This is a genomic window from Streptomyces sp. NBC_01268, from assembly GCF_036240795.1.
Classification (GTDB): domain Bacteria; phylum Actinomycetota; class Actinomycetes; order Streptomycetales; family Streptomycetaceae; genus Streptomyces.
The window spans coordinates 3158565-3180976 of sequence record NZ_CP108454.1 but is presented as its reverse complement, the minus strand read 5'-3'; the positions used below and the strand labels follow the sequence as shown (position 1 = coordinate 3180976).

Annotated in this window: 18 protein-coding genes; 17 read left to right on the top strand and 1 reads right to left on the bottom strand. The window is 71.0% G+C overall.

Annotated features, from left to right (window positions below):
* Positions 1-69: 69 nt before the first annotated feature.
* Together OG309_RS14075 and OG309_RS14070 are read left to right on the top strand one after the other, a co-directional pair.
* Positions 70-1485 (top strand): NAD-dependent malic enzyme, encoded by a 1416-nt coding sequence (locus OG309_RS14075; protein ID WP_329420983.1) that lies wholly within the window; start codon positions 70-72, stop codon positions 1483-1485.
* 312 nt (positions 1486-1797) lie between these two features.
* Positions 1798-2079, top strand: coding sequence for an HU family DNA-binding protein (locus OG309_RS14070; protein ID WP_017237029.1), 282 nt, complete (start codon positions 1798-1800; stop codon positions 2077-2079).
* Between the two features lie 144 nt (positions 2080-2223).
* Here OG309_RS14070 and murA read toward each other — a convergent pair whose 3' ends face one another.
* Positions 2224-3570: a UDP-N-acetylglucosamine 1-carboxyvinyltransferase gene (murA, locus tag OG309_RS14065; protein ID WP_329420981.1), complete on the bottom strand. Its 1347-nt coding sequence runs from the start codon at positions 3568-3570 to the stop codon at positions 2224-2226.
* Between the two features lie 274 nt (positions 3571-3844).
* On the opposite strand from murA, the gene OG309_RS14060 reads away from it, so the two are divergent.
* The 15 genes from OG309_RS14060 to OG309_RS13990 all read left to right on the top strand — a co-directional run bounded on the left by OG309_RS14060 (position 3845) and on the right by OG309_RS13990 (position 22377).
* Positions 3845-4405 (top strand): YqgE/AlgH family protein, encoded by a 561-nt coding sequence (locus OG309_RS14060; protein ID WP_329420980.1) that lies wholly within the window; start codon positions 3845-3847, stop codon positions 4403-4405.
* Between the two features lie 87 nt (positions 4406-4492).
* Positions 4493-4777, top strand: coding sequence for a DUF3039 domain-containing protein (locus OG309_RS14055; protein ID WP_329420978.1), 285 nt, complete (start codon positions 4493-4495; stop codon positions 4775-4777).
* A gap of 209 nt (positions 4778-4986) precedes the next feature.
* Complete coding sequence (locus tag OG309_RS14050) at positions 4987-6285, top strand: extracellular solute-binding protein (RefSeq protein ID WP_329420976.1); 1299 nt, start codon at positions 4987-4989, stop codon at positions 6283-6285.
* A 15-nt stretch (positions 6286-6300) separates the two neighbouring features.
* Positions 6301-7287 carry a carbohydrate ABC transporter permease gene (locus OG309_RS14045; RefSeq protein ID WP_329420974.1) on the top strand — a complete coding sequence of 329 codons (987 nt, stop codon included), beginning with the start codon at positions 6301-6303 and terminating at the stop codon, positions 7285-7287.
* A 116-nt stretch (positions 7288-7403) separates the two neighbouring features.
* Positions 7404-8282 (top strand): carbohydrate ABC transporter permease, encoded by an 879-nt coding sequence (locus tag OG309_RS14040; protein ID WP_329420973.1) that lies wholly within the window; start codon positions 7404-7406, stop codon positions 8280-8282.
* Between the two features lie 11 nt (positions 8283-8293).
* On the top strand, positions 8294-10087 hold the full coding sequence (locus OG309_RS14035; protein ID WP_329420972.1) for a beta-N-acetylhexosaminidase: 1794 nt from the start codon (positions 8294-8296) through the stop codon (positions 10085-10087).
* A 232-nt stretch (positions 10088-10319) separates the two neighbouring features.
* The gene (locus tag OG309_RS14030; protein WP_329420970.1) at positions 10320-11207 is read left to right on the top strand and encodes an FAD binding domain-containing protein; all 888 of its coding nucleotides are present in this window, start codon (positions 10320-10322) and stop codon (positions 11205-11207) included.
* On the top strand, positions 11204-12667 hold the full coding sequence (locus OG309_RS14025) for a (2Fe-2S)-binding protein (RefSeq protein ID WP_329420969.1): 1464 nt from the start codon (positions 11204-11206) through the stop codon (positions 12665-12667). The genes OG309_RS14030 and OG309_RS14025 overlap by 4 nt, the downstream gene beginning before the upstream one ends.
* A complete protein-coding gene (locus OG309_RS14020) occupies positions 12664-14949 on the top strand; it encodes a xanthine dehydrogenase family protein molybdopterin-binding subunit (protein ID WP_329420968.1) in 2286 nt (761 codons plus the stop codon). The genes OG309_RS14025 and OG309_RS14020 overlap by 4 nt, the downstream gene beginning before the upstream one ends.
* 94 nt (positions 14950-15043) lie before the next feature.
* The gene (locus tag OG309_RS14015) at positions 15044-15577 is read left to right on the top strand and encodes a hypothetical protein (protein ID WP_329420967.1); all 534 of its coding nucleotides are present in this window, start codon (positions 15044-15046) and stop codon (positions 15575-15577) included.
* A gap of 81 nt (positions 15578-15658) precedes the next feature.
* Positions 15659-17161, top strand: a complete 1503-nt coding sequence (locus OG309_RS14010) for a WXG100 family type VII secretion target (protein WP_329420966.1) — start codon at positions 15659-15661, stop codon at positions 17159-17161.
* 30 nt (positions 17162-17191) lie between these two features.
* Positions 17192-18559 (top strand): type VII secretion-associated serine protease mycosin, encoded by a 1368-nt coding sequence (gene mycP, locus OG309_RS14005; protein ID WP_329420965.1) that lies wholly within the window; start codon positions 17192-17194, stop codon positions 18557-18559.
* Positions 18560-18954: 395 nt separating this feature from the next.
* Positions 18955-19374, top strand: coding sequence for a hypothetical protein (locus tag OG309_RS14000; protein WP_329420964.1), 420 nt, complete (start codon positions 18955-18957; stop codon positions 19372-19374).
* A 13-nt stretch (positions 19375-19387) separates the two neighbouring features.
* Complete coding sequence (locus OG309_RS13995) at positions 19388-21709, top strand: hypothetical protein (RefSeq protein ID WP_329420963.1); 2322 nt, start codon at positions 19388-19390, stop codon at positions 21707-21709.
* The gene (locus OG309_RS13990) at positions 21706-22377 is read left to right on the top strand and encodes a hypothetical protein (protein ID WP_329420962.1); all 672 of its coding nucleotides are present in this window, start codon (positions 21706-21708) and stop codon (positions 22375-22377) included. The genes OG309_RS13995 and OG309_RS13990 overlap by 4 nt, the downstream gene beginning before the upstream one ends.
* Positions 22378-22412: the final 35 nt, after the last annotated feature.

Sequence of the window (22412 nt, the reverse complement as noted above, 5' to 3'; positions counted from 1 at the left end):
AGGGCGTCGCCGGGCGAACCAGCCGGTGCGGCGTAGCAACGAAGCCAGTGAAAGCAGAGGAACACGGACATGGCAACGGCGCCCAGCGTCTCGTACTCGATGACGGTCCGGCTCGAGGTGCCCGCGAGCGGCACCGCGGTCTCCCAGCTCACCACGGCCGTCGAGACCCACGGCGGTTCCGTCACCGGCCTGGACGTGACCGCATCCGGCCACGAGAAGCTGCGGATCGACGTCACCATCGCCGCGACCTCCACCGCGCACGCGGACGAGATCGTCCAGCAGCTGCGCGGCATCGAGGGCGTCGTGCTCGGCAAGGTCTCCGACCGTACGTTCCTGATGCACCTCGGCGGCAAGATCGAGATGGCGTCCAAGCACCCCATCCGCAACCGTGACGACCTCTCGATGATCTACACCCCGGGCGTGGCCCGCGTGTGCATGGCGATCGCCGAGAACCCCGAGGACGCCCGCCGCCTCACCATCAAGCGCAACTCCGTCGCAGTCGTGACGGACGGCTCCGCCGTCCTCGGCCTCGGCAACATCGGCCCCAAGGCCGCCCTGCCCGTCATGGAGGGCAAGGCGGCCCTCTTCAAGCGCTTCGCGGGCATCGACGCGTGGCCGATCTGCCTGGACACCCAGGACCCGGACGCCATCGTCGAGGTCGTCAAGGCGATCGCCCCCGGCTTCGCGGGCATCAACCTGGAGGACATCTCCGCGCCGCGCTGCTTCGAGATCGAGGCCCGGCTGCGCGAGGCCCTGGACATCCCGGTCTTCCACGACGACCAGCACGGCACCGCGATCGTCGTGCTCGCCTCGCTGACCAACGCCCTGCGCGTGGTGGGCAAGGGCATCGGTGACGTACGGGTCGTCATGTCCGGTGCGGGCGCGGCCGGTACGGCCATCCTGAAGCTGCTCATCGCGGCCGGCGTGAAGCACGCGGTCGTCGCCGACATCCACGGCGTCGTGCACGCGGGCCGCGAGGACCTGGTGGACGCCGAGCCCGACTCGCCGCTGCGCTGGATCGCCGACAACACCAACCCGGAGGGCGTCACCGGCACCCTCAAGGAGGCGGTCGTCGGCGCGGACGTCTTCATCGGCGTCTCGGCCCCCAACGTGCTCGGCGCGGCCGACGTGGCCGCCATGGCGGAAGGCGCGATCGTGTTCGCGCTCGCGAACCCGGACCCCGAGGTGGACCCGGCGATCGCCCGTCAGACGGCCGCCGTCGTGGCCACCGGCCGCTCGGACTTCCCGAACCAGATCAACAACGTGCTGGTCTTCCCGGGCGTCTTCCGCGGCCTCCTGGACGCCCAGTCCCGGACGGTCAACACCGAGATGATGCTGGCCGCGGCCAGCGCCCTCGCGGACGTCGTCACCGAGGACGAGCTGAACCCGAACTACATCATCCCGTCGGTCTTCAACGACAAGGTCGCGGGCGCGGTGGCCGGCGCGGTGCGCAACGCGGCGAAGGCGGCGGGCGCGGGCGCCTGAGCCCCTCGGGAGCGGTGGCTGCGTGTCGCGGTCGCCGCTCCCCAAACCCGCCTTTAGGGTGGTAGTTCGGCTCCGCACGGTCCGCGCGGAGTCGACGCTACGTCACCACCAGGGAACTCCGGCGTTTTTCGTGTGACCCATGAGGGTGCCGGAGGGGTGCCGGATTGGCGTTCCCGCCGCTGGTGGGGGCAGGATGCGTGTTTGGGCGCGAGGGTCTGTCAGCAGACCCGGGTCCGGGGACTGTCCGAGGGCCCTGGCAGCATCGGCTTCGATCTCACGCCTCACAGGCAAGAAAGACACGGGAGTAACAACATGAACCGCAGTGAGCTGGTGGCCGCCCTGGCCGACCGTGCCGAGGTGACCCGCAAGGACGCCGACGCCGTTCTGGCCGCGCTCGCCGAGACCGTCGGCGAGGTCGTCGCCAAGGGTGACGAGAAGGTCACCATCCCCGGCTTCCTGACCTTCGAGCGCACCCACCGTGCCGCTCGCACCGCTCGTAACCCGCAGACCGGCGACCCGATCAACATCCCGGCCGGCTACAGCGTGAAGGTCTCCGCGGGCTCGAAGCTCAAGGAAGCCGCCAAGGGCAAGTAAGGCAAGCGGCCTCCGGGCAGCTTGGTCCCAGGCCGCTGAAGCGGCCTGAGGCAGCGAAAAGGGCGGCCACCCTGTCAGGGGGTGGCCGCCCTCTCGTTTGCCCTTCAGGAGGCGTTGCAGGCGCTTACGGGCGCCCGCAACGGCCTAGACGAGCGCGCTGCCCGGGAGCTCGACCTTGGCGCCGAGCTCGACCAGCTTCTCCATGAAGTTCTCGTAGCCGCGGTTGATCAGGTCGATGCCGTGCACCCGCGAGGTGCCCTGGGCCGCGAGGGCCGCGATCAGGTACGAGAAGCCGCCGCGCAGGTCGGGGATGACCAGGTCGGCGCCCTGCAGCTTGGTCGGGCCGCTGACGACCGCCGAGTGCAGGAAGTTGCGCTGGCCGAAGCGGCAGTCCGAGCCGCCCAGGCACTCGCGGTACAGCTGGATGTGAGCGCCCATCTGGTTCAGCGCCGAGGTGAAGCCGAGCCGCGACTCGTACACCGTCTCGTGGACGATGGACAGGCCCGAGGCCTGCGTCAGGGCGACGACCAGCGGCTGCTGCCAGTCGGTCTGGAAACCGGGGTGGACGTCGGTCTCCAGGGCGATCGCGTTGAGCGAGCCGCCCGGGTGCCAGAAGCGGATGCCCTCGTCGTCGATCTCGAAGGCGCCGCCGACCTTCCGGTACGTGTTGAGGAAGGTCATCATCGAGCGCTGCTGCGCGCCGCGCACGTAGATGTTGCCCTCGGTGGCCAGTGCGGCGGACGCCCAGGAGGCGGCCTCCAGACGGTCCGAGAGCGCCTTGTGGTTGTAGCCGCCCAGCTTGTCGACACCGGTGATCCGGATGGTCCGGTCGGTGTCCATCGCGATGATCGCGCCCATCTTCTGCAGCACGCAGATGAGGTCCTCGATCTCCGGCTCCACGGCCGCGTTGGACAGCTCGGTGACACCCTCGGCGAGGACCGCGGTCAGCAGCACCTGCTCGGTCGCGCCGACCGACGGGTACGGCAGCTCGATCTTGGTGCCGCGCAGCCGCTGCGGGGCCTCCAGGTACTGGCCGTCCGCCCGCTTCTCGATGGTCGCGCCGAACTTGCGGAGCACCTCGAAGTGGAAGTCGATCGGCCGGCCGCCGATGTCGCAGCCGCCCAGGCCCGGGATGAAGGCGTGGCCGAGGCGGTGCAGCAGCGGGCCGCAGAAGAGGATCGGGATCCGCGAGGAGCCGGCGTGCGCGTCGATGTCGGCCACGTTGGCCGACTCCACGTGCGTCGGGTCCATGATCAGCTCACCCGGCTCCTCGCCGGGGCGGACCGTCACGCCGTGCAGCTGGAGCAGTCCGCGGACCACGCGGACGTCACGGATGTCGGGCACGTTGCGCAGTCGGCTCGGCTCGCTGCCGAGCAGGGCGGCGACCATCGCCTTGGGCACGAGGTTCTTCGCGCCGCGGACGCGGATCTCGCCCTCGAGCGGGGTGCCACCATGGACAAGCAGTACGTCATGGCTGTCTGTGCCGGTCATGAATCTCGCGTTCCGGGTCGTCGGTCGGGTGGCCAGAGAAAAGGGTAAGGGGCCATGGGACCCCAGGTGTGTGGCTGAGGGGGCCCCGCGAATGTAATGAATTCGGCACAACACCCTCCGTCTCCGTGATCTTGCGGAGCGTCACCGTCCGCTTGGTCCGGAGCCGGACCGGTCGGGCCTCCCGCGCGCCCGGTTGACCTGCGGTGCCGCACGCCTGCCCCGGATCGCCCCGGACAACCCCCCGGAACGCCGAAGATGCGGGATCATGTGTCGCATGACCGAGGTGTCCTCGCTCACAGGACGGCTGCTCGTGGCCACCCCCGCGCTGGCGGACCCGAACTTCGACCGCGCGGTGGTCCTGCTGCTCGACCACGACGACGAGGGTTCCCTCGGCGTGGTCCTCAACCGGCCGACCCCCATAACGGTCGGCGACATCCTCGCGCCCTGGGCCGAGCTGGCCGGCGAGCCGGGCGTCGTCTTCCAGGGTGGCCCGGTCTCCCTCGACGCGGCCCTCGGCATCGCGGTGATCCCCGGCGACGAGGGTCCGCTCGGCTGGCGGCGCGTGTACGGGGCGATCGGCCTGGTCGACCTGGAGACCCCGCCCGAGCTGCTCGGCCCGGCCATCGGCGCCCTGCGGATCTTCGCCGGTTACGCGGGCTGGGGCCCCGGCCAGCTGGAGTCCGAGCTCGGCGACGGCGCCTGGTACGTGGTGGAGTCCGAACCCGGCGACGTCTCCTCGCCGCGCCCCGAGACCCTCTGGCGCCAGGTCCTGCGCCGCCAGCGCGGTGAGCTCGCCATGGTGGCCACCTATCCGGACGATCCGTCGCTGAACTGACGGTGCGCGCGGGTCCCGCCGGGCCTGGGCCGGGACCGCCCGGGGGTGCTCCGCCGAGGGGTCCATCTTTCAGTACCCTTGGGTCCCATGAGCACTCTCGAGCCCGAGCGCGGGGCAGGTACGGGAACCCTCGTGGAGCCGACGCCGCAGGTGTCCCACGGTGACGGCGACCACGAGCGCTACGCGCACTACGTCCAGAAGGACAAGATCATGGCGAGTGCCCTCGACGGCACTCCCGTGGTGGCACTGTGCGGCAAGGTCTGGGTACCGGGGCGCGACCCCAAGAAGTACCCGGTCTGCCCGATGTGCAAGGAGATCTACGAGTCCATGGGCTCCGGCGGGGACAAGGACAAGGGCGGCAAGGACAAGTAGTCCGGACCGCCGGCAGTCGGGGACGGCCCCCGGCGCGCGCACTTCGGTGCGCGCGCCGGGGGCCGTTCGCGTTGCGCAGGGTGCTTCGGCCGGTCACAGAGTGGTGGAGACCTCTTGTCGCGGTGTTGGTCCGCCCATAACCTCACGCCTGTTGTGCAGTGCGAAACGTCCGTTGCATATGGTGCAACGGCTGTGTGGAGGGGACCGCCGTGAAGACTCCTGCCCGAATCGCCGTACCCATCGCTCTCCTGGCCCTGGCCGCCTGCGCCCCGCAGACCTCGGGCGGCGCGGCAGGTACCGACGACAAGAGCGGCACCCTGCGCGTCTGGCTCTTCCAGGAAGTCGCCAACAAGCCCAAGGAACAGGTCGTCGACCAGGCCGTCGCCGCCTTCGAGAAGCGCCACGGGGGCGTCGAGGTCGAGGTCGAGTACATCCCCGTCGAGACCCGCGCCCAGCGCGTCAAGGCCGCCTTCAACGACCCCAAGTCCGCACCCGACCTCATCGAGTACGGCAACACCGACACCGCCGGATACGTCAAGGACGGCGGACTCGCCGACATCACCGCCGAGTTCGACGCCTGGGACGAGGCCAAGGACACCGACCCCACCGCCAGGACCTCCGTCACCGTCGGCGGCAAGGTCTACGGTGCCCCGCTCTTCGTCGGCGTCCGCGCCCTCTACTACCGGACCGACGTCTTCGCCGGACTCGGCCTGAGCGCCCCCAAGACCCAGGCCGAACTCATCGCCACCGCCAAGAAGATCCGCAAGGCCAGGCCCGAGCTCTACGGCATGGCCGTCGGCGGCGCCTACACCTACGGCGCCATGCCCTTCATCTGGGCCAACGGCGGTGAACTCGCCACCGGAACAGGCGCTTCGGGCGACCCGTACGAGTCCGCCGTCGACAGCGAGGCCGCCCGCAAGGGCATCGCCTCCTACGCCTCGCTCTTCGGCGACGACAACTGCCCCGCCGCCAAGTGCGCCCAGATGGGAGGCAACGCCACCGTCACCGCCTTCGCCTCCGGCAAGGCCGCCATGGCCATCGGCGGCGACTTCAGCCACGCCGCCGTCGAGGCCGGCACCGTCAAGGGCAAGTACGCCGTCGTCCCGCTGCCCGGCACCACCCCCGGCTCCATCGCCCCCGCCTTCGCCGGCGGCAACAACATCGGCGTCCTCAAGAGCACCTCCCACCGCACCCTCGCCGTCGACCTCATGAAGTCGCTCACCGGCAAGGAGACCCAGGGCCGCCTCTTCGACGCCATGGGATTCCTGCCCACCTACACCGACGTCCGGCAGCAGGCGGCGGCCAGGGAGCCCTTCGTGAAGCCCTTCATCGACTCCCTCGGCGCGGGCGCCAAGTTCGTCCCCGCCTCGGCGGGCTGGGGCCAGATCGACGCCTCCCTCGTGCTCCCCACCATGTTCCAGGAGGTCGTCAGCGGGCGTAAGGACGTCAACGGGGCCTCCGAAGACGCCGCGAAGAAGATGGACGCGGCCTTCGCGGCGGCGGGCTGAGGCCGGGACCGCACCATGACCACCGCACCCCGCACCGAGAAAGCCGCCCCCGCGCCCGACCGCGCCGGCGCACGGCTTCCCGGCCCCCGCGCCCCGCGCCCGCCCCGGCGGACCCCCCGCCGCCGCGGCGGCTCCGCTTGGACCCCCTGGCTCTACCTGCTCCCCGCACTCGTCGTCCTCGGCGGGCTGCTCGTCTACCCGATCTACCAGCTCGGCCTGATCTCCTTCCTGGAGTACACCCAGGCCCAGGTCAGCGGCGGCGAACCCACCACCTTCCAGGGCCTCGGCAACTACGGCGCGCTCTTCTCCGACCCCCAGTTCTGGCAGGTCCTGCTCGCCACCGTCCTGTTCGCCGCCGCCTGCGTCGTCGCCACCCTCGCCGTCGGCTGCGCCCTCGCCGTCCTGCTCACCCGGATCCGCGCCCTGCCCCGGCTCGCCCTCATGCTGGCCGCGCTCGGCGCCTGGGCCACCCCCGCCGTCACCGGCTCCACCGTCTGGGTCTTCCTCTTCGACCCCGACTACGGGCCGGTCAACCGGGTCCTCGGGCTCGGCGACTTCTCCTGGACCTACGGGCGGTACAGCGCCTTCGCCCTCGTCCTGTTCGAGGTCGTCTGGTGCTCGTTCCCCTTCGTGATGGTCACCGTCTACGCCGGCATCAAGGCCATCCCGTCCGAGGTCCTGGAGGCCGCCGCCCTCGACGGCGCCTCGCAGTGGCGCATCTGGCGCTCCGTCACGGCGCCGATGCTGCGGCCCATCCTCGTCGTCGTCACGATCCAGTCGATCATCTGGGACTTCAAGGTCTTCACCCAGATCTACGTGATGACGGGCGGCGGCGGCATCGCCGGGCAGAACCTCGTCCTCAACGTGTACGCCTACCAGAAGGCCTTCGCCTCCTCCCAGTACAGCCTGGGCTCCGCCATCGGCGTGGTCATGCTGCTCATCCTGCTGACCGTGACCCTGGCCTACCTGCGCCTGCTGCGCCGACAGGGGGAAGAACTGTGAGCACTTCCGGGCTTCGCGCCTCCGGGTCCTCGACCTCCCGTGGCTCCGGGTCCTCGGCCTCCGGGTCCTCGGCCTCCCGTGGCTCCGGGGCCTCGGCCTCCGGGTTCCGTATCCGTTTGCGTCCCGGCGTCCGTGCCGGTGCCGGTGCGGGTGGCCGTGTCGGATTCCGCGTCCGCCGGCCCGCGCGGCTCGCCGCGGAGGCCGCGGCCCTGCTGGTCGCCGCCGCCGTGGCCTTCCCGCTGTACTGGATGGTCCTGTCCGCCTTCAAGCCGGCGGGCGAGATCCAGTCCACCGAACCCCGGCCGTGGACGCTCTCCCCGTCCCTGGACTCCTTCCGGCGCGTCTTCGAACAGCAGGAGTTCGGGCGCTACTTCCTCAACTCGCTGATCGTCGCGGGCACGGTCGTGCTCGCCTCCGCCGTCATCGCCTTCCTCGCGGCGACCGCCGTCACCCGGTTCCGGTTCCGCTTCCGCACCACCCTGCTGATCATGTTCCTGGTCGCGCAGATGGTCCCGATCGAGGCGCTGACGATCCCGCTGTTCTTCCTCATGCGGGACTTCGGGCAGCTCAACACCCTGGGTTCGCTGATCCTGCCGCACATCGCCTTCTCGCTGCCGTTCGCGATCTGGATGCTCCGCGGCTTCGTCAAGGCCGTGCCCGAGGCCCTGGAGGAGCAGGCGATGATCGACGGCGCGAGCCGGACCCGCTTCCTGTGGCAGATCCTCTTCCCACTGGTCTTCCCCGGGCTCGTCGCCACGAGCGTCTTCTCGTTCATCTCGACCTGGAACGACTTCCTCTTCGCGAAGTCCTTCCTCATCAGCGACACCTCGCAGTCGACCCTCCCGATGGCGCTGCTCGTCTTCTTCAAGCCCGACGAGAACGACTGGGGAGGGATCATGGCCGGGTCGACCGTGATGACCCTCCCGGTGCTCGTCTTCTTCGTACTCGTACAGCGCCGCCTGGTCTCGGGACTGGGCGGGGCGGTGAAGGACTAGGGACTGACGTGATGACCGACGAGAACCTGACGGACGAGGGCTTCGGGCGCGGCCGTGGGCCCGTCCGCGAACGCGACCACGAGCTCGTTCCCGCGCCGGTGACGGTGCTGGGCCCGGCGGGCGCCGGGGCCGGAGCCGGATCCGGTGACGGTGCCGACGGCGGCTTCGTCCTGGGTCCGGCGACCGTCGTCGACGCGGGACCCGGGACCGAGGGCGCCGCCCGGTGGCTGCGCGCCACGGTCGGGGCGGCGACCGGCCTGGATCTCGCGCCGGGCGCGCCGACTGCGCCCCCCGCGCCGGGCGCGCCGACCGTTCCCCCCGCGCCCACCGCGCCGGGCGACGGGGGGACCGTCCGCCTCCGGATCGACCCCGACGCCGTCGGAGACCTGGGCCCCGAGGGCTACCGCCTGTCGGTGGACGCGGCCGGCGTCGTCGTGCGCGGCGGGTCGGCCGCCGGGGTGTTCTGGGGGCTCCAGACGCTCCGTCAGCTCCTCGGCCCCGACGCGCACCGCAGGGCGCCGCTCGACCGCACCCGGCGCTGGACCGTGCCCGGCACCGACATCGCCGACGGCCCGCGCTTCTCCTGGCGAGGCCTGATGCTCGACGTCGCCCGCCACTTCATGCCCAAGGACGACGTGCTGCGGCAGCTGGACCTGATGGCCGCCCACAAGCTGAACGTCCTCCACCTCCACCTCACCGACGACCAGGGCTGGCGGATCGAGATCAAGCGGCACCCGCGCCTCACCGGGACCGGCTCCTGGCGGGCGCGGAGCAAGTGGGGGCACCGGGCGTCGCCGCTCTGGAACGAGACCCCGCACGGCGGCTTCTACACCCAGGACGACATCCGCGAGATCGTCGCCTACGCCGCCGCCCGGCATATCTCGGTCGTCCCCGAGATCGACGTACCCGGCCACTCGCAGGCCGCCATCGCCGCGTACCCGGAACTGGGCAACACCGACGTCATCGACACCACCGCCCTCTCCGTCTGGGACACCTGGGGAGTCAGTCCGAACGTACTCGCCCCCACTGACGACGTCCTGCGCTTCTACGAGGGCGTCTTCGAGGAGCTGCTCGACCTCTTCCCGGCCGACGTCTCGCCGTTCGTGCACATCGGCGGCGACGAGTGCCCCAAGGACCAGTGGAAGGCCTCGGCCACCGCCCAGGCCCGCGTCAAGGAGCTCGGCGTCGGCGACGAGGACGGCCTCCAGTCCTGGTTCGTCCGCCACTTCGACCGCTGGCTCGCCGAGCGCGGCCGCCGCCTCATCGGCTGGGACGAGATCCTGGAGGGCGGCCTCGCGCCCGGCGCGGCCGTCTCGTCCTGGCGCGGCTACGCGGGCGGCATCACCGCCGCCGAGGCCGGCCACGACGTGGTGATGTGCCCCGAACAGCAGGTGTACCTGGACCACCGTCAGGCGTCGGGGGAGGACGAGCCGATGCCCATCGGATACGTACGGACCCTGGCGGACGTCTACCGCTTCGAGCCCGTCCCGCCCGGCCTCGCGCCCGAGGCAGCCGCCCACATCCTGGGAACCCAGGCCAACGTGTGGACCGAGGTGATGGAGAACCGGGCCCGCGTCGACTACCAGACCTACCCGCGCCTCGCCGCGTTCGCCGAGGTCGCCTGGTCCCGGCTGCCCGCCCCCGACGCGCGCGATCACGCCGACTTCGAACGCCGGATGAGCGCCCACTACCGGCGTCTCGACGCCCTCGGCGTGGACTACCGCCCGCCCGCCGGACCGCACCCCTGGCAGCGCCGCCCCGGCGTCCAGGGCCGACCCGTCGAGGGGGCACCCCCGAACGTGTGAGGCACCTATCGCCCCGACGTCACCCAAGAGCGGCAAAAGGGAAGTTACCGTCGCTCGGGAGGATCCCCGCACGTCCTGGACGGAACCGCCCTTCGCGGACCCTCGCGACGTACGGCTCGGAAGATGTGCCAGAGTTGCCACGTCCAGGCTGTGAGCACGTACGGTACGGCCACACAGGCGTGACAGCCGGGGACGGTCGGGGATCACCGGGACACCGGGAAGGGGCAGCGGGTTGACCACGCACGCACCACAGACGGCATCACGGGCGGCGCGGTCCGTGACGCTGCCCGCCTCGCTGGACGAGGCCGTGGCGGCGCTCACGGCCATGCCGGCCGCCGTCCCCGTGGCCGGCGGCACCGATCTGATGGCCGCCGTCAACCGCGGCCAGCTGCGCCCCGCGGGCCTGGTCGGCCTCAGCCGGATCAACGAGATCCGCGGCTGGCAGTACCAGGACGGGCACGCCCTGCTCGGCGCCGGTCTCACCCACGCCCGGATGGGCCGCCCCGACTTCGCGGCCCTCATCCCCGCCCTGGCCGCCGCCTCGCGCGTCGCCGGCCCGCCCCAGATCCGCAACGCCGGCACGCTCGGCGGCAACATCGTGACCGCGGCGCCCACCGGCGACTCGCTGCCGGTGCTGGCCGCCCTGGAGGCCGAGCTGGTCGTCGTCGGCCCGCTCGGCAGCCGCGAGCTGCCCGTCAGCCACCTGCTGGCCGGCCGGGACCTGCTGGCCCCCGGCGAGCTGGTCGCCTTCGTGCGCGTACCGCTGCTGCACGCCCCCCAGGTCTTCCTGAAGGCCACCGGTCGCACCGGCCCGGCCCGGGCCGCCGCCTCGGTCGCCGTCGTCCTCGACCCGGCGCGCCGCGGGGTGCGCTGCGCGGTCGGGGCCGTCGCGCCGATGCCGCTGCGCCCGCTGGAGGCCGAGCAGTGGATCGCCTCGCTGGTGGACTGGGACGGGGACCGGGGACTGGCCCCCGAGGCACTGGCGGCGTTCGGCGACTACGTGGCCGCCGCGTGCATCCCGGACCCGCAGGGCGACGAGCAGTTGCCCCCGGCCGTACTGCACCTGCGGCGCACCGTCGCCGCGCTGGCCCGACGGGCACTGGGGAGGGCGCTGTCGTGAGCGACGAGACACCGGAGAACCGCGGTACGGGCGGCTGGCAGCCGATCCCGCAGAGCGAGGGGTACGACGGCGACGCCACGGCCTTCGTGCAGCTGCCGCCCGAGTTCATGCTGGAGGGCGTCCCGCTGGAGGCGCCGGGCCACGGCTACGTGCCGCCAATGATCACCCCGCTGGTGCCGTTGGCGGCGACGGACCCGGCGGCCACGGGGACGTGGATGGTGCAGGCCCCGCAGGAGCCCGCGCAGGAGGAGCGGCAGGTTCCTCAGGCCCCCCAGGCCCCTCAGGCCCCCCAGGCCCCTCAGATCTCGGAGTTCCCGCAGGCCCCGCAGACCCCGTACGTCCCGCCGGCCGCACAGGACTTCCGGGAGGTGCAGGAGTTCCAGGAGTTCCAGGAGTTCCAGGAGTTCCAGGACTTCCCGCAGGAGCAGACGGCGTCGTGGACGATCCCGACGATCGAGGACGGTTCGGACGTCCTGGACGACTCGGGCGAGTACACGGCGTCACGGCTCGCGCAGTACGCGACCGGCGCACCGGCCACGCTGCCCGGCGGCGCGCCCGCGCCGTGGGCGGTGGAGGAACCGGCCGCCGAGCCGGAGCGGGAGCACGAGCGGGTGGCCGCCGAGGCTCCGGTCGAGGTACCGGCCGAGGCCCCCGCCCAGCCGGAGCCGGTGTCGGATCCCGTATCGGAGCACGTACGGGAGCAGGCGCCGGAACCGGCCCTGGAACAGCCCCAGGGACAGCCCCTGGAACAGACCCCGGGACAGCCCCAGGGACAGCCCCTGGAACAGACCCCGGGACAGACCCTGGAGCAGGCTCCGGGACAGCCCACGGACCGGCTTCCGGACCCCCTCGCGTCCGCCCTCCCCGCCGACCCGCTGCCGCCCGTCGACATGTCGACCGACAGCGACGAGCACCCCACCACCTCGTACGCGCTCCGCGTCAACGGCGCCGACCGCCCGGTCACGGACTCGTGGATCGGCGAGTCGCTGCTGTACGTGCTGCGCGAGCGCCTCGGCCTCGCCGGGGCGAAGGACGGCTGCTCGCAGGGCGAGTGCGGTGCGTGCAACGTGCAGGTGGACGGCCGCCTGGTCGCGTCCTGCCTGGTGCCGGCGGCCACGGCCGCGGGGTGCGAGGTGCGGACGGTCGAGGGCCTGGCCGTGGACGGGGAGCCGTCCGACGTGCAGCGGGCGCTGGCGAAGTGCGGGGTGCAGTGCGGCTTCTGCATCCCGGGCATGGCCATGACCGTGCACGACCTGCTCGAAGGCAACCACGCCCCGAACGAGCTGGAGACCCGGCAGGCGCTCTGCGGCAACCTGTGCCGCTGCTCGGGCTACCGCGGTGTGCTCGACGCCGTACGGGAGGTCGTCAGCGGCCGCGAGGCGGCGGCCGAGACGGAGGCGGGCGAGGAGGCCCGCATCCCGCACCAGATTCCCCACCCGTTCGACGGAGGCACGGCGTGAGCAGCGAAACGATCACGGAGCCGGCCGGCCTCGGGCTCGGCATCGGCGTCTCGCTCCCGCAGGCCGACGCGCGGGCGAAGACCGAGGGCACCTTCCCGTACGCCGCCGACCTGTGGGCCGAGGGTCTGCTGTGGGCGGCGATCCTGCGCTCGCCGCACCCGCACGCCCGGATCGTGTCGATCGACACGACGGCCGCGGCCGAGATGCCCGGGGTACGGGCGGTGGTGACCCACGCCGACGTGCCGGGCGCGGTCACGTACGGCCGCACGGTGGCCGACCGGCCGGTGTTCGCCGCCGAACTCGTCCGGCACCACGGCGAGGCGATCGCCGCGGTGGCCGCCGACCACCCGGACACGGCCCGGCTCGCGGCCGCGGCCATCGCGGTCGAGTACGAGGTCCTGGAGCCGATCACGGACCCGGAGAAGGCCTTCGCGGCGCCGCCGCTGCACCCGGACGGCAACCTGATCCGGCACATCCCGCTCAGCTTCGGCGACCAGGAGGCGACCGGCGACGTCGTCGTCGAGGGCCTGTACCGGATCGGCCGGCAGGACACCGCGCCCATCGGCGCCGAGGCGGCGCTCGCGGTGCCGCGTCCCGACGGGGGCGTCGAGCTGTACACCGCCTCGACCGACCCGCACACCGACCGCGACCTGGCCGCGGCCTGCTTCGGGCTGCCGCCGGAGCAGGTCAAGCTGGTCGTGACGGGCGTCCCGGGCGCCACCGGCGACCGCGAGGACCCCGGCTTCCAGATCCCGCTGGGCCTGCTCGCGCTGCGCACCGGCTGCCCGGTCAAGCTCACCGCCACCCGCGAGGAGTCCTTCCTCGGCCACGCCCACCGCCACCCCACCCTGCTGCGCTACCGCCACCACGCGGACGCGGAGGGCCGGCTGGTGAAGGTGGAGGCGCAGATCCTGCTGGACGCGGGCGCCTACGCGGACTCGTCGTCCGAGTCGCTGGCGGCGGCCGTGTCGTTCGCCTGTGGCCCGTACGTGGTGCCGCACGCCTTCGTCGAGGGCTGGGCGGTGCGCACGAACAACCCGCCGTCGGGCCACGTGCGGGGCGAGGGCGCGATGCAGGTGTGCGCGGCGTACGAGGCGCAGATGGACAAGCTGGCGGCGCGCGTCGGCGTCGACGGCGCGGAGATCCGCATGCGCAACGTGCTGGCCACGGGCGACATCCTGCCCACCGGCCAGACGGTGACGTGCCCGGCCCCGGTGGCCGAACTCCTCTCCGCGGTACGCGACTTCCCGCTCCCCGAACTCCCCGTGGACTCCCCGGAGGAGGACTGGCTGCTGCCCGGCGGCCCGGACGGCGCGGGGGAGCCCGGCGCGGTGCGGCGGGGCGTCGGCTACGCGCTCGGCATGGTGCACATGCTGGGCGCGGAGGGCACGGACGAGGTCTCGACGGCCACCGTCCGGGTCCAGGGCGGGGTGGCCACCGTCATCTGCGCGGCCGTGGACACGGGCTCCGGCTTCACGACCCTCGCGCGCCAGATCGTCCAGGAGACCCTGGGCATCGACGAGGTCCACGTGGCCCCCGTCGACACCGACCAGCCCCCGGCCGGCCCGGCCACGCACGGCCGCCACACCTGGGTGTCGGGCGGCGCGGTGGAGCGCGCGGCGAAGATGGTCCGCACCCAGCTCCTGCAGCCGCTGGCCCACAAGTTCGGCATGTCGACCGAGCTGCTCCAGATCACCGACGGCAAGATCACCTCGTACGACGGCGTGCTGTCCACCACGGTCACCGAGGCCATGGAGGGCAAGGAACTCTGGGCCACCGCCCAGTGCCGCCCCCATCCCACCGAACCCCTCGACGACTCCGGCCAGGGCGACGCCTTCGTCGGCCTCGCCTTCTGCGCGATCCGCGCGGTCGTGGACGTCGACGTGGAGATCGGCACGATCCGGGTGGTCGAGATGGCCGTCGCCCAGGACGTCGGCCGCATCCTCAACCCCGCCCAGCTGGCCACCCGCATCGAGGCCGGCATCACCCAGGGCGTCGGCGCGGCCCTCACCGAGAACCTCCGCACCTCCCGCGGCCTGGTCCGCCACCCCGACCTGACCGGCTACGCCCTCCCGACCTCGCTCGACGCCCCCGACATTCGCATCGTGAAACTCGTCGAGGAACGCGACGTCCTGGCCCCCTTCGGCGCCAAACCCGCCAGCGCCGTCCCGGTCGTCACCTCCCCGGCAGCAGTGGCCTCAGCGGTCCGCGCAGCTACCGGACGCCCCGTCAACCGCTTGCCGATCAGGCCGCAGGCGGCGGTCGTCGTACCCAATTCGTAACCATGTGAGCTGCGTTGCTTGTGCAACCCGGAGGTGCGCGCTGTCCGTCGTCTTGACTACCATGAACTCCTGACTTGTCGAACGGGGAGGCGCTATGGCGGAGGCGACGGACAGCGGGGGAGCCGTGAACACGGCACTCTCCCTGATGCCCCTGATGGGCGGCGTCGGCGCGGTGGCCGGGGCGGCGGCCAGCCTGGCCGTCGAGGTGAACGAGCTGGCGCACCTGAAGGACCGCGTGGACGCGCTGCTCACGGGCTTCGAGGGATCGAACGCCGGCCCGGGCAAGATCGGCGAGGACTGGCTGGAAGAGGCCGCCCTGGCGGGCCCGGGGTTCCACGAGGCGGGCTTCCTCTTCTCCAGCTTCGACGTCGTCCGGGCCGAACTGCTCAAGTTCTCCAAGGTGCTGGGGCTCCAGATGGAGAGCATGAAGATCGCGATCGACCTCTCCAAGAGCGGGTACGAGAACATCGACGACGACATCCGCAGGCGGATGCGGGCGCTCAACACGCAGATCACGGACCTGCAGGACACCGGCGAGAAGAAGAACGCCCAGCACACCGCGAGCGGCGCCTCTCCGCGGACCGACGCGCCCGCGGGTGGCGGCGACGCGCAGGGCGACTATCAGTGAACCACTGGACGGAAACGGGGGAAGAGTCGCATGGGTAAGGGGCCCAAAACGCCTGAAGCGAAGTCGACGTCGCTGGAAGGCATGTCGAACGAACAGCTGCTGGCGATGCTGACTCCCATCCAGCACGCCCGCGCCGAGGCCCTCTCGGGCAAGCTCAAGAGCGCGGCGGACGAGATCACCAAGATCGCCGAGTACCTGCGCGCCCGCGCCACCGGCGGTCTCAGCTGGAAGGGCATGGCGGCGGATTCGTTCGTCGAGTGGACCGCCGCCACGGCGAGCGCCACGTTCTACCTCGCCAACTACACCCAGCTGGCGGGCGAGTGCCTGGCGGAGTCCGCCCAGGCCATGGCTCAGGCCAAGAGCGGCGTCGACCAGCTCGCCAAGACGAGCGCGTCGGCGAAGACGGACTACGCGACCGCCCAGCGCGTCCTGAACGCGGCCCGTCACGACCCGGGCGCCGGCAAGACCGAGGTCAAGACGGCCACCGACGACATGAACGCGGCGTCGAGTGCACGGGAGAAGGCCCGCATCGAGGCGCTGATGAAGCTGCGCTCGCTGGGGCAGACGTACACGTTCACCGGCCAGCGGGTGAACGCCGCGACGCGACCGGAGTTCCCACCGCCGGCGGGGTACCTGGGCGACAAGTGGAGGGCGCCGGAGACCCACATCCAGGTGCCGGGCCGTTCGTCCCGCACCAGCACCTCCTCCACGACCGGGACCTCCCAGAACCGGCAGGTCAGTGGACGTACGGACAGTGCCACCGAACGCGGTGTCGTGCACACCACGGACGGGGGGACCACCGACGTCGGCGGTACCGTCCGTCCCACGCCCACGCATGTCGTGCCCGAGGTGCCCGTAGACCTGGGGATCGACTCCGTGACGACTCCGCCCGACACCCGGCCCACCCCCAACACACCGCCCGGGCCGGGCATGGTGAAGCCCGAGACGCCGACCTACCCCGGTGGCACCCAGACGACCCCGCCTCCGTTCATCACCGGCCCCGGTGGCGGTCCCGGGCAGCTGCCGACCGGCAGCGGCACGGTGAAGGGCGGCGTGTCCGGTCTGCGACCGGGCCCGTTCGGCCCCGGCGGGACGGCTTCGGCGCGCCTTCCGCGAGAGACCGGCATCGTCGGCGGACGGCCCGTGACGCCGACGAACGGCGGCCGGCCCACGACGGGCATCCCGCGCAGCACGGTGATCGGCAACGAGCAGGCCTACGGCCGTGGCGGAGCGGGTGGCGCCATGAGCCCGCACGCCGGCGGTGGTGGCGGCGCTGGTGGTACGGCGGCCGGTCGCCGACTGGCCATGGAGCAGGGCGGAGTGGTCGGCGGCCGGGCCCAGAAGAGCGGCCAGGCCGGCTCCCGCCCGTTCACCCCCGGCGGCACCGGGCTCGTGCGCGGTGGTCAGGCGGGCTCCGGGGCCGGACCGGCCGCGGGACGCGGTGCCGGGATGCACGGTGCCGGCGCCCGTTCGGGCGACGACCGTCCCGAGGAGCGTGGTGGCGAGCGTCCCGACTACCTCGTCGAGGACGAGGAGACCTGGCAGCAGGGCAAGCGCCCGATCGTCCCCCCGGTCGTCGACTGATCCCGTAGGCAGAAGGGCACGGAGAAACAGATGCGAACCAGCAGTGGACGGGCCATGCGGTCCGGCTCCCTGACGGCGGCCGTGATGGCCCTGACACTGCTGGGCATCGGTGCGACGCCGGCCCACGCCGAGTCCGTACGAGACCAGCAGTGGCATCTGAAGGCCATGGGTGCGGACAAGATCTGGAAGGCCAGCAAGGGCGCGGGCGTCGTCGTCGCCGTCATCGATTCCGGCGTCGACGACTCCATCGCCGACCTCCGCGGACAGGTCCTTCCCGGCAAGGACTACTCCCGTCTCTCGGGCGACGAGAACAACGACGTCGACAACCACGGCACCGGCATGGCGAGCCTGATCGCCGCAACCGGAGCACGCGGCAGCGTCGAAGGGTCCTTCGGCCTCGCGCCCGAGGCCAAGATCCTTCCGATCAGGCTCGTCTACAACCAGGAGCGGTTGTACGAGAAGGACCGCGTGGACTCGTTCTCGGTGGGGATGGCGAAGGCCATCCGGTTCGCCGCAGACTCCGAGGCCAAGGTCATCAACATCTCCGTCGGCTCCGGCACGGACCGCATCGGACCCGAACTGGAACAAGCCGTTCGCTACGCGCTCTCCAAGAACAAGCTGATCTTCGCGGCCGTCGGCAACAGCGCCGGCTCGGACAACAAGGCCGAATACCCCGCGGCGACGCCCGGCGTGGTCGGCGTAGGCGGTCTCGACAAGAAGGCCGCTTGGTGGACCGAGTCCCAGACCGGCCCTCAGGTCGATCTGGCCGCCCCGGCGGAGAATCTGGTGAACGCCTGTTCCAAGGGCACACAGCTCTGCTCCGGCAGCGGTACCAGTGGCGCCACCGCCCTCGCTTCCGCCTCCGCCGCTCTGATCTGGTCCAAGCACCCCGACTGGACCAACAACCAGGTCCTGCGCGTCATGCTCAACACCGCGGGCAAGCCGAAGAGCGGCAAGGAGCGCACCGACTACCTCGGTTACGGCACCATCCGCCCCCTCCGCGCGCTGACCACCCCCGGAGACCCCGGCCCCGCCGACGTCTACCCCCTGCCGGACCTCGCCGCAGCGGAGGCCACCACGCCGCCCTCGGCCTCCGCGAGTGCGTCCGCCACTCCCGCCCCGTCGCAGGCCGACAACACCCCGCCGCCCGCCGCCTCCCCCTCCGAGGGCGGCGGCAACACCGGCCTGTGGGTCGCGCTCGGCGTCGGGGCGGCGGTCCTGGTCGGCGGAGCGGTGACGGCCGTCGTCCTCCGCTCCCGTCGACGCGACGCCGTGCCGCCCATGCCGCCGACGGCTCCCGCCGCACCGCCGTACGCGCCGTACGGAGCCCCGCAGGGCGACGCGTATCCGCAGGCACAGCCGCAGCATCAGCAGCACCAACCGCCGTTCGGAAGCTGACAGACTGTGAATTGCAGTCGCGTAGGCGCGGTCGGTGTCCGGTAGCTTGGCGACGCCTGCAGCCGCAGGTATGTGCGAGTTGGCGGCCGGGAGCGACGTGGTCAACGCGAAGCAACCGCAAATCAACCGGCTGAGGGGCGAGTTCGCGCCTTTGTCACGGCCGGCCGGAGTCGGGACTTCCGGCAGGTCGTGCTGCTCGTCGGCACGTCGGGGCGCCGCCAGGGGCGTGCCGGTGGCCGAGGGCGAGCGCGGCGGGTGGCGGAGATCGGTTTCGGCTGCCGATCCGACGTGGCGGAGTTCCCCTACTGTCTGAGCCTCGCGTTCGGCGGGGTCGGGTGGTTCGTGGTGCCCGCGCGGCCGCCGACACCCAGGGATTCTTCGGCACGGGGGAGACCATGTCGTTCGATCAGGAATGGGCCACGGCCCGGAGCGCCGCAGGGCTTCCGGTCGGCATGCGGCTCGACCAAGCGCCCGGCGGGCAGGGCGGCGGCAACGCCGACCTGGGAGTCGACCAGGACAAGCTGGGCGCCATCGGCAGCGCCGCGTACGCCTTGCACGGGCGGCTGGTCAAGGACGGCAACCATGCCCGGACGCAGACCACCGAGGCCGCGACCGGTCTGAAGACCAACGGCTTCCGGACCGGTGCCGCCATGGCAGAGGTACACGAGACCTGGTCCTCACAGCTTGGCACCCTGCTCGACGCCTGCGCGAACATCTCGAACCACCTCGACTACAGCGCGGCCTCGCACGCGAAGGAAGAAGAGGACATCAGGGCGGCCCTCGCCGCGTCCAAGATCAACGAGTATCTGAAGTAGGCGGGGAGTAGCCGTGCTGACCTATGACAACGTCTTCCACGCACCGCTGGAGAAGCTGAAGGCGGCGGCGGACGGTTGGTCCGAGGCGAAGGGCAAGCTGGACAAGCTGGCCGAGGACGCCCGAACGACGATGTCCGCCAAGGCCCGGGACGAGTACTGGCGAGGCGTGAACGCCGAGGTCACGAAGCCGTTCGTGGACAAGACGGCGAAGGAGTTCGAGGACGCGGCGAAGGCGGCGGACGGGATCCACAAGATCCTTCTGGACGGCTACCGGGCCTTCAAGAAGGCCAAGGACGACCTTGCGAAGATCGCCGAGACGGAGGCGCCGGCCAAGGGCTTCAGAGTCACCTCGGACGGCAAGGTCGAGGCCAGGGAACCGCTGTCGTCGACCAAGGACCCGGGTGTCCGGCACGACCCCGACTTCCAGGAACTGGTCCGCAAGGAACATGCCGCCGTCGACGCTTGGCAGCGCCGCATCGACGCGATCCTCGAGACCTGCGACGACGCCGACATCGCCTGCGCGAACGCGCTCAGGGCCAATATCACCGGCGACAAGCACAATTTCAGCGCGCCGAAGTACGGCAGTCTGGATGCCGAGGAAGCGCAGCGCGCGGTGGACCTGGCGAAGAAGGGCCGGGAGCTCTCGCACGCCGAGCTCGAGCAGATGAACGAGCTGCTGAGTGACAACAGCAGGTCCAAGGAATTCTCCAGGAGCTTCTACGACGGGCTCGGGTCCAAAGGCGCACTCGAGTTCTTCGGCCAGCTCTCCACTGACACCTATGACTACTCGAAGGTGGACAAGCAGCGTCTTGAGGACGTCCAGAACCTGCAGAAGAACCTGGGCCTCAACCTCGCGACGGCCACGCAGGGCGGCGACAGGTGGACCGAGAACTGGTCGGCCGAGATGCGGAAGCTGGGAACCGAGCGGATTCCGCTGGCCAAGTACGACAACAACCCGGCATTCGGTTACCAGCTGCTCGGCGGCATCATGCGTTACGGAAACTACGACCCGAAGTTTCTGGTCCCGATCGCCGAGCACGTCACTCAGTTGCATGCCAAAGATCCCTACACGTTCGCGGGGAACCGGAACATCGGAGGGTGGCTGAAGGATCCGTTCAACCCCTCCGGGGTGAACGGATCCGGCTACGACCCCATGGTGTCGATGCTGGAGGCACTCGGGCACAGCCCCGACGCTGCGAAGCAGTTCTTCACGGCCGACCCCACCTCTTACAACCCGGACGGCACGATCGGGGGGAGGGTCGACCTGGACCCGAAGAAGGACGGAGATCAGTTCACCGGCTATCTGGACTTCTTCCAGGCAGCGGACTACGAGTTCTTCCCCGATTTCGACGGCCATGATCCCGACGAGGCGCAGAAGACGGCCGCGAACATGCCGGACGCACTCGGTCACGCCCTGGAGGCCGCGACTACCGGCCACGCTTGGGACGACCCCAACCCGGTGCTGCGCAGGGACGCGGAATCCGCCAGGATCATGCAGGAGGTGATCAACGACTACGGGACGGATTCGGAGCTGAGGAAGCGGCATGAATCCTTGATGGACAGCCTCGGCAACATGGGAGCCGCTTACATCGACGATCTCAACTACTCCACGTATGGATTCGGCGACAGTGGCGAGAATACGCGCCGGGACGAGCTGTTCAAGTTCAGCAGCGACGGCAAGGAACACACGGACTTCGGTCAGGTCGCGAGCCTCCGATTCATGACCGCGGTAGCGGGGGACGAGGGTGCCTACAAGAGCATGTCCGCAGCACAACAGGTCTTCGAAGCCAGTGGGCTGAAGACGATGGGCGGGGACAAGGCCGACGGTCTCGAGTTCGCACATAACGCCACGAAGATGCATGGGATCCTCGACGAATCGCGCATCCATCAGATCGCTCAGGACTTCAAGGACGACGAGGATCAGCGCAACCTGGAGCTTGAACAGCAGGCGGAGTGGCGCAAGACGGGTGTGAGCTCCGGAGTGGCGGCTGTCGTGGGCGTCGGCTCCGCAGTCGTGCTCGGGCCGGCCGCAGGGCTCGTTGTCGTCACGGCGGTGCCTCTGGTGATGGAGGCCGCGGGCTCGTCGATCGACACCGCCTACGCCACGGACACCCTCCAGTACCTCAAGGACAACGAGTACAACAACGACGACGAGGCGTTGACGGACATCGAGGGGACTCGACAGGCCGGAAAGAGGAGCGCAGTAGTCCCGCTGCTCAACTATGCGGAGTCCGTCGGGATGAGCGTGGAAGAGAAGCGCGACATGTTCAGGGAAGCCGAATACTCCTACAACGCCGGTGTCAACGCGGCCGGAGGAAGGCCGAAGGTCGCATGAGGACAATGATGGGCTCGTCGTGGGGACGGAGCGGCGTTTTCGCGACCTGCGCCCTCGTGCTCGTCACGGCGGCCTGCACGGGCGAAGGCGCGCAGGCCGGGCGGGAGTCGTCGTCGGATCTCAACGTCTGTCGGCAGGTGTTCGGTGACGGCAACGTGGACGCCGTGGAATCGATCCTGGCCGAGGACGACGTTCAGGTGGTGAGCGGCGCGCCCGGTCGGCTGAAGGACCGTCTGACCGAACAGGCCCGCGCCTGGACGGCCGGGAGCGACGACCTCCGGCGCGACAGCTCCAGACTGTGCACGCTGGGTGGCACGGGGGTCGATTCCCGAGGCTGGATGACCGGACGTGTCATGTGGTCGACGCTCACCATGGACTCCGTCACCGTCGGGAGTTCCGCGAAGGGCTGGCGCAAGGCGGCGGACGGTGTGTACGTACAGCCGCTGAAACAGGAGGCTGGCCTTGCTGTCGTGGCTCCCTGCAGGCTCGCGGGGACCGCGCCCGGGCAGGAGCGGCAACTCCCCTTGGAAGTCTCTGTGACGGAACAGGGGCTGGGAAGTCGGGACCCCGACCTGACGGGACGCGTTGCCTCTGCGTTGCTCCGGTACACCCGCACGCTCCTCGGCTGCCAGAACCCCTTGGAAGTGCCGGACTCGTTGAGCTCGTGACCGAGGGAGACGGGGCGAGGACGGCGGCGCCGAGC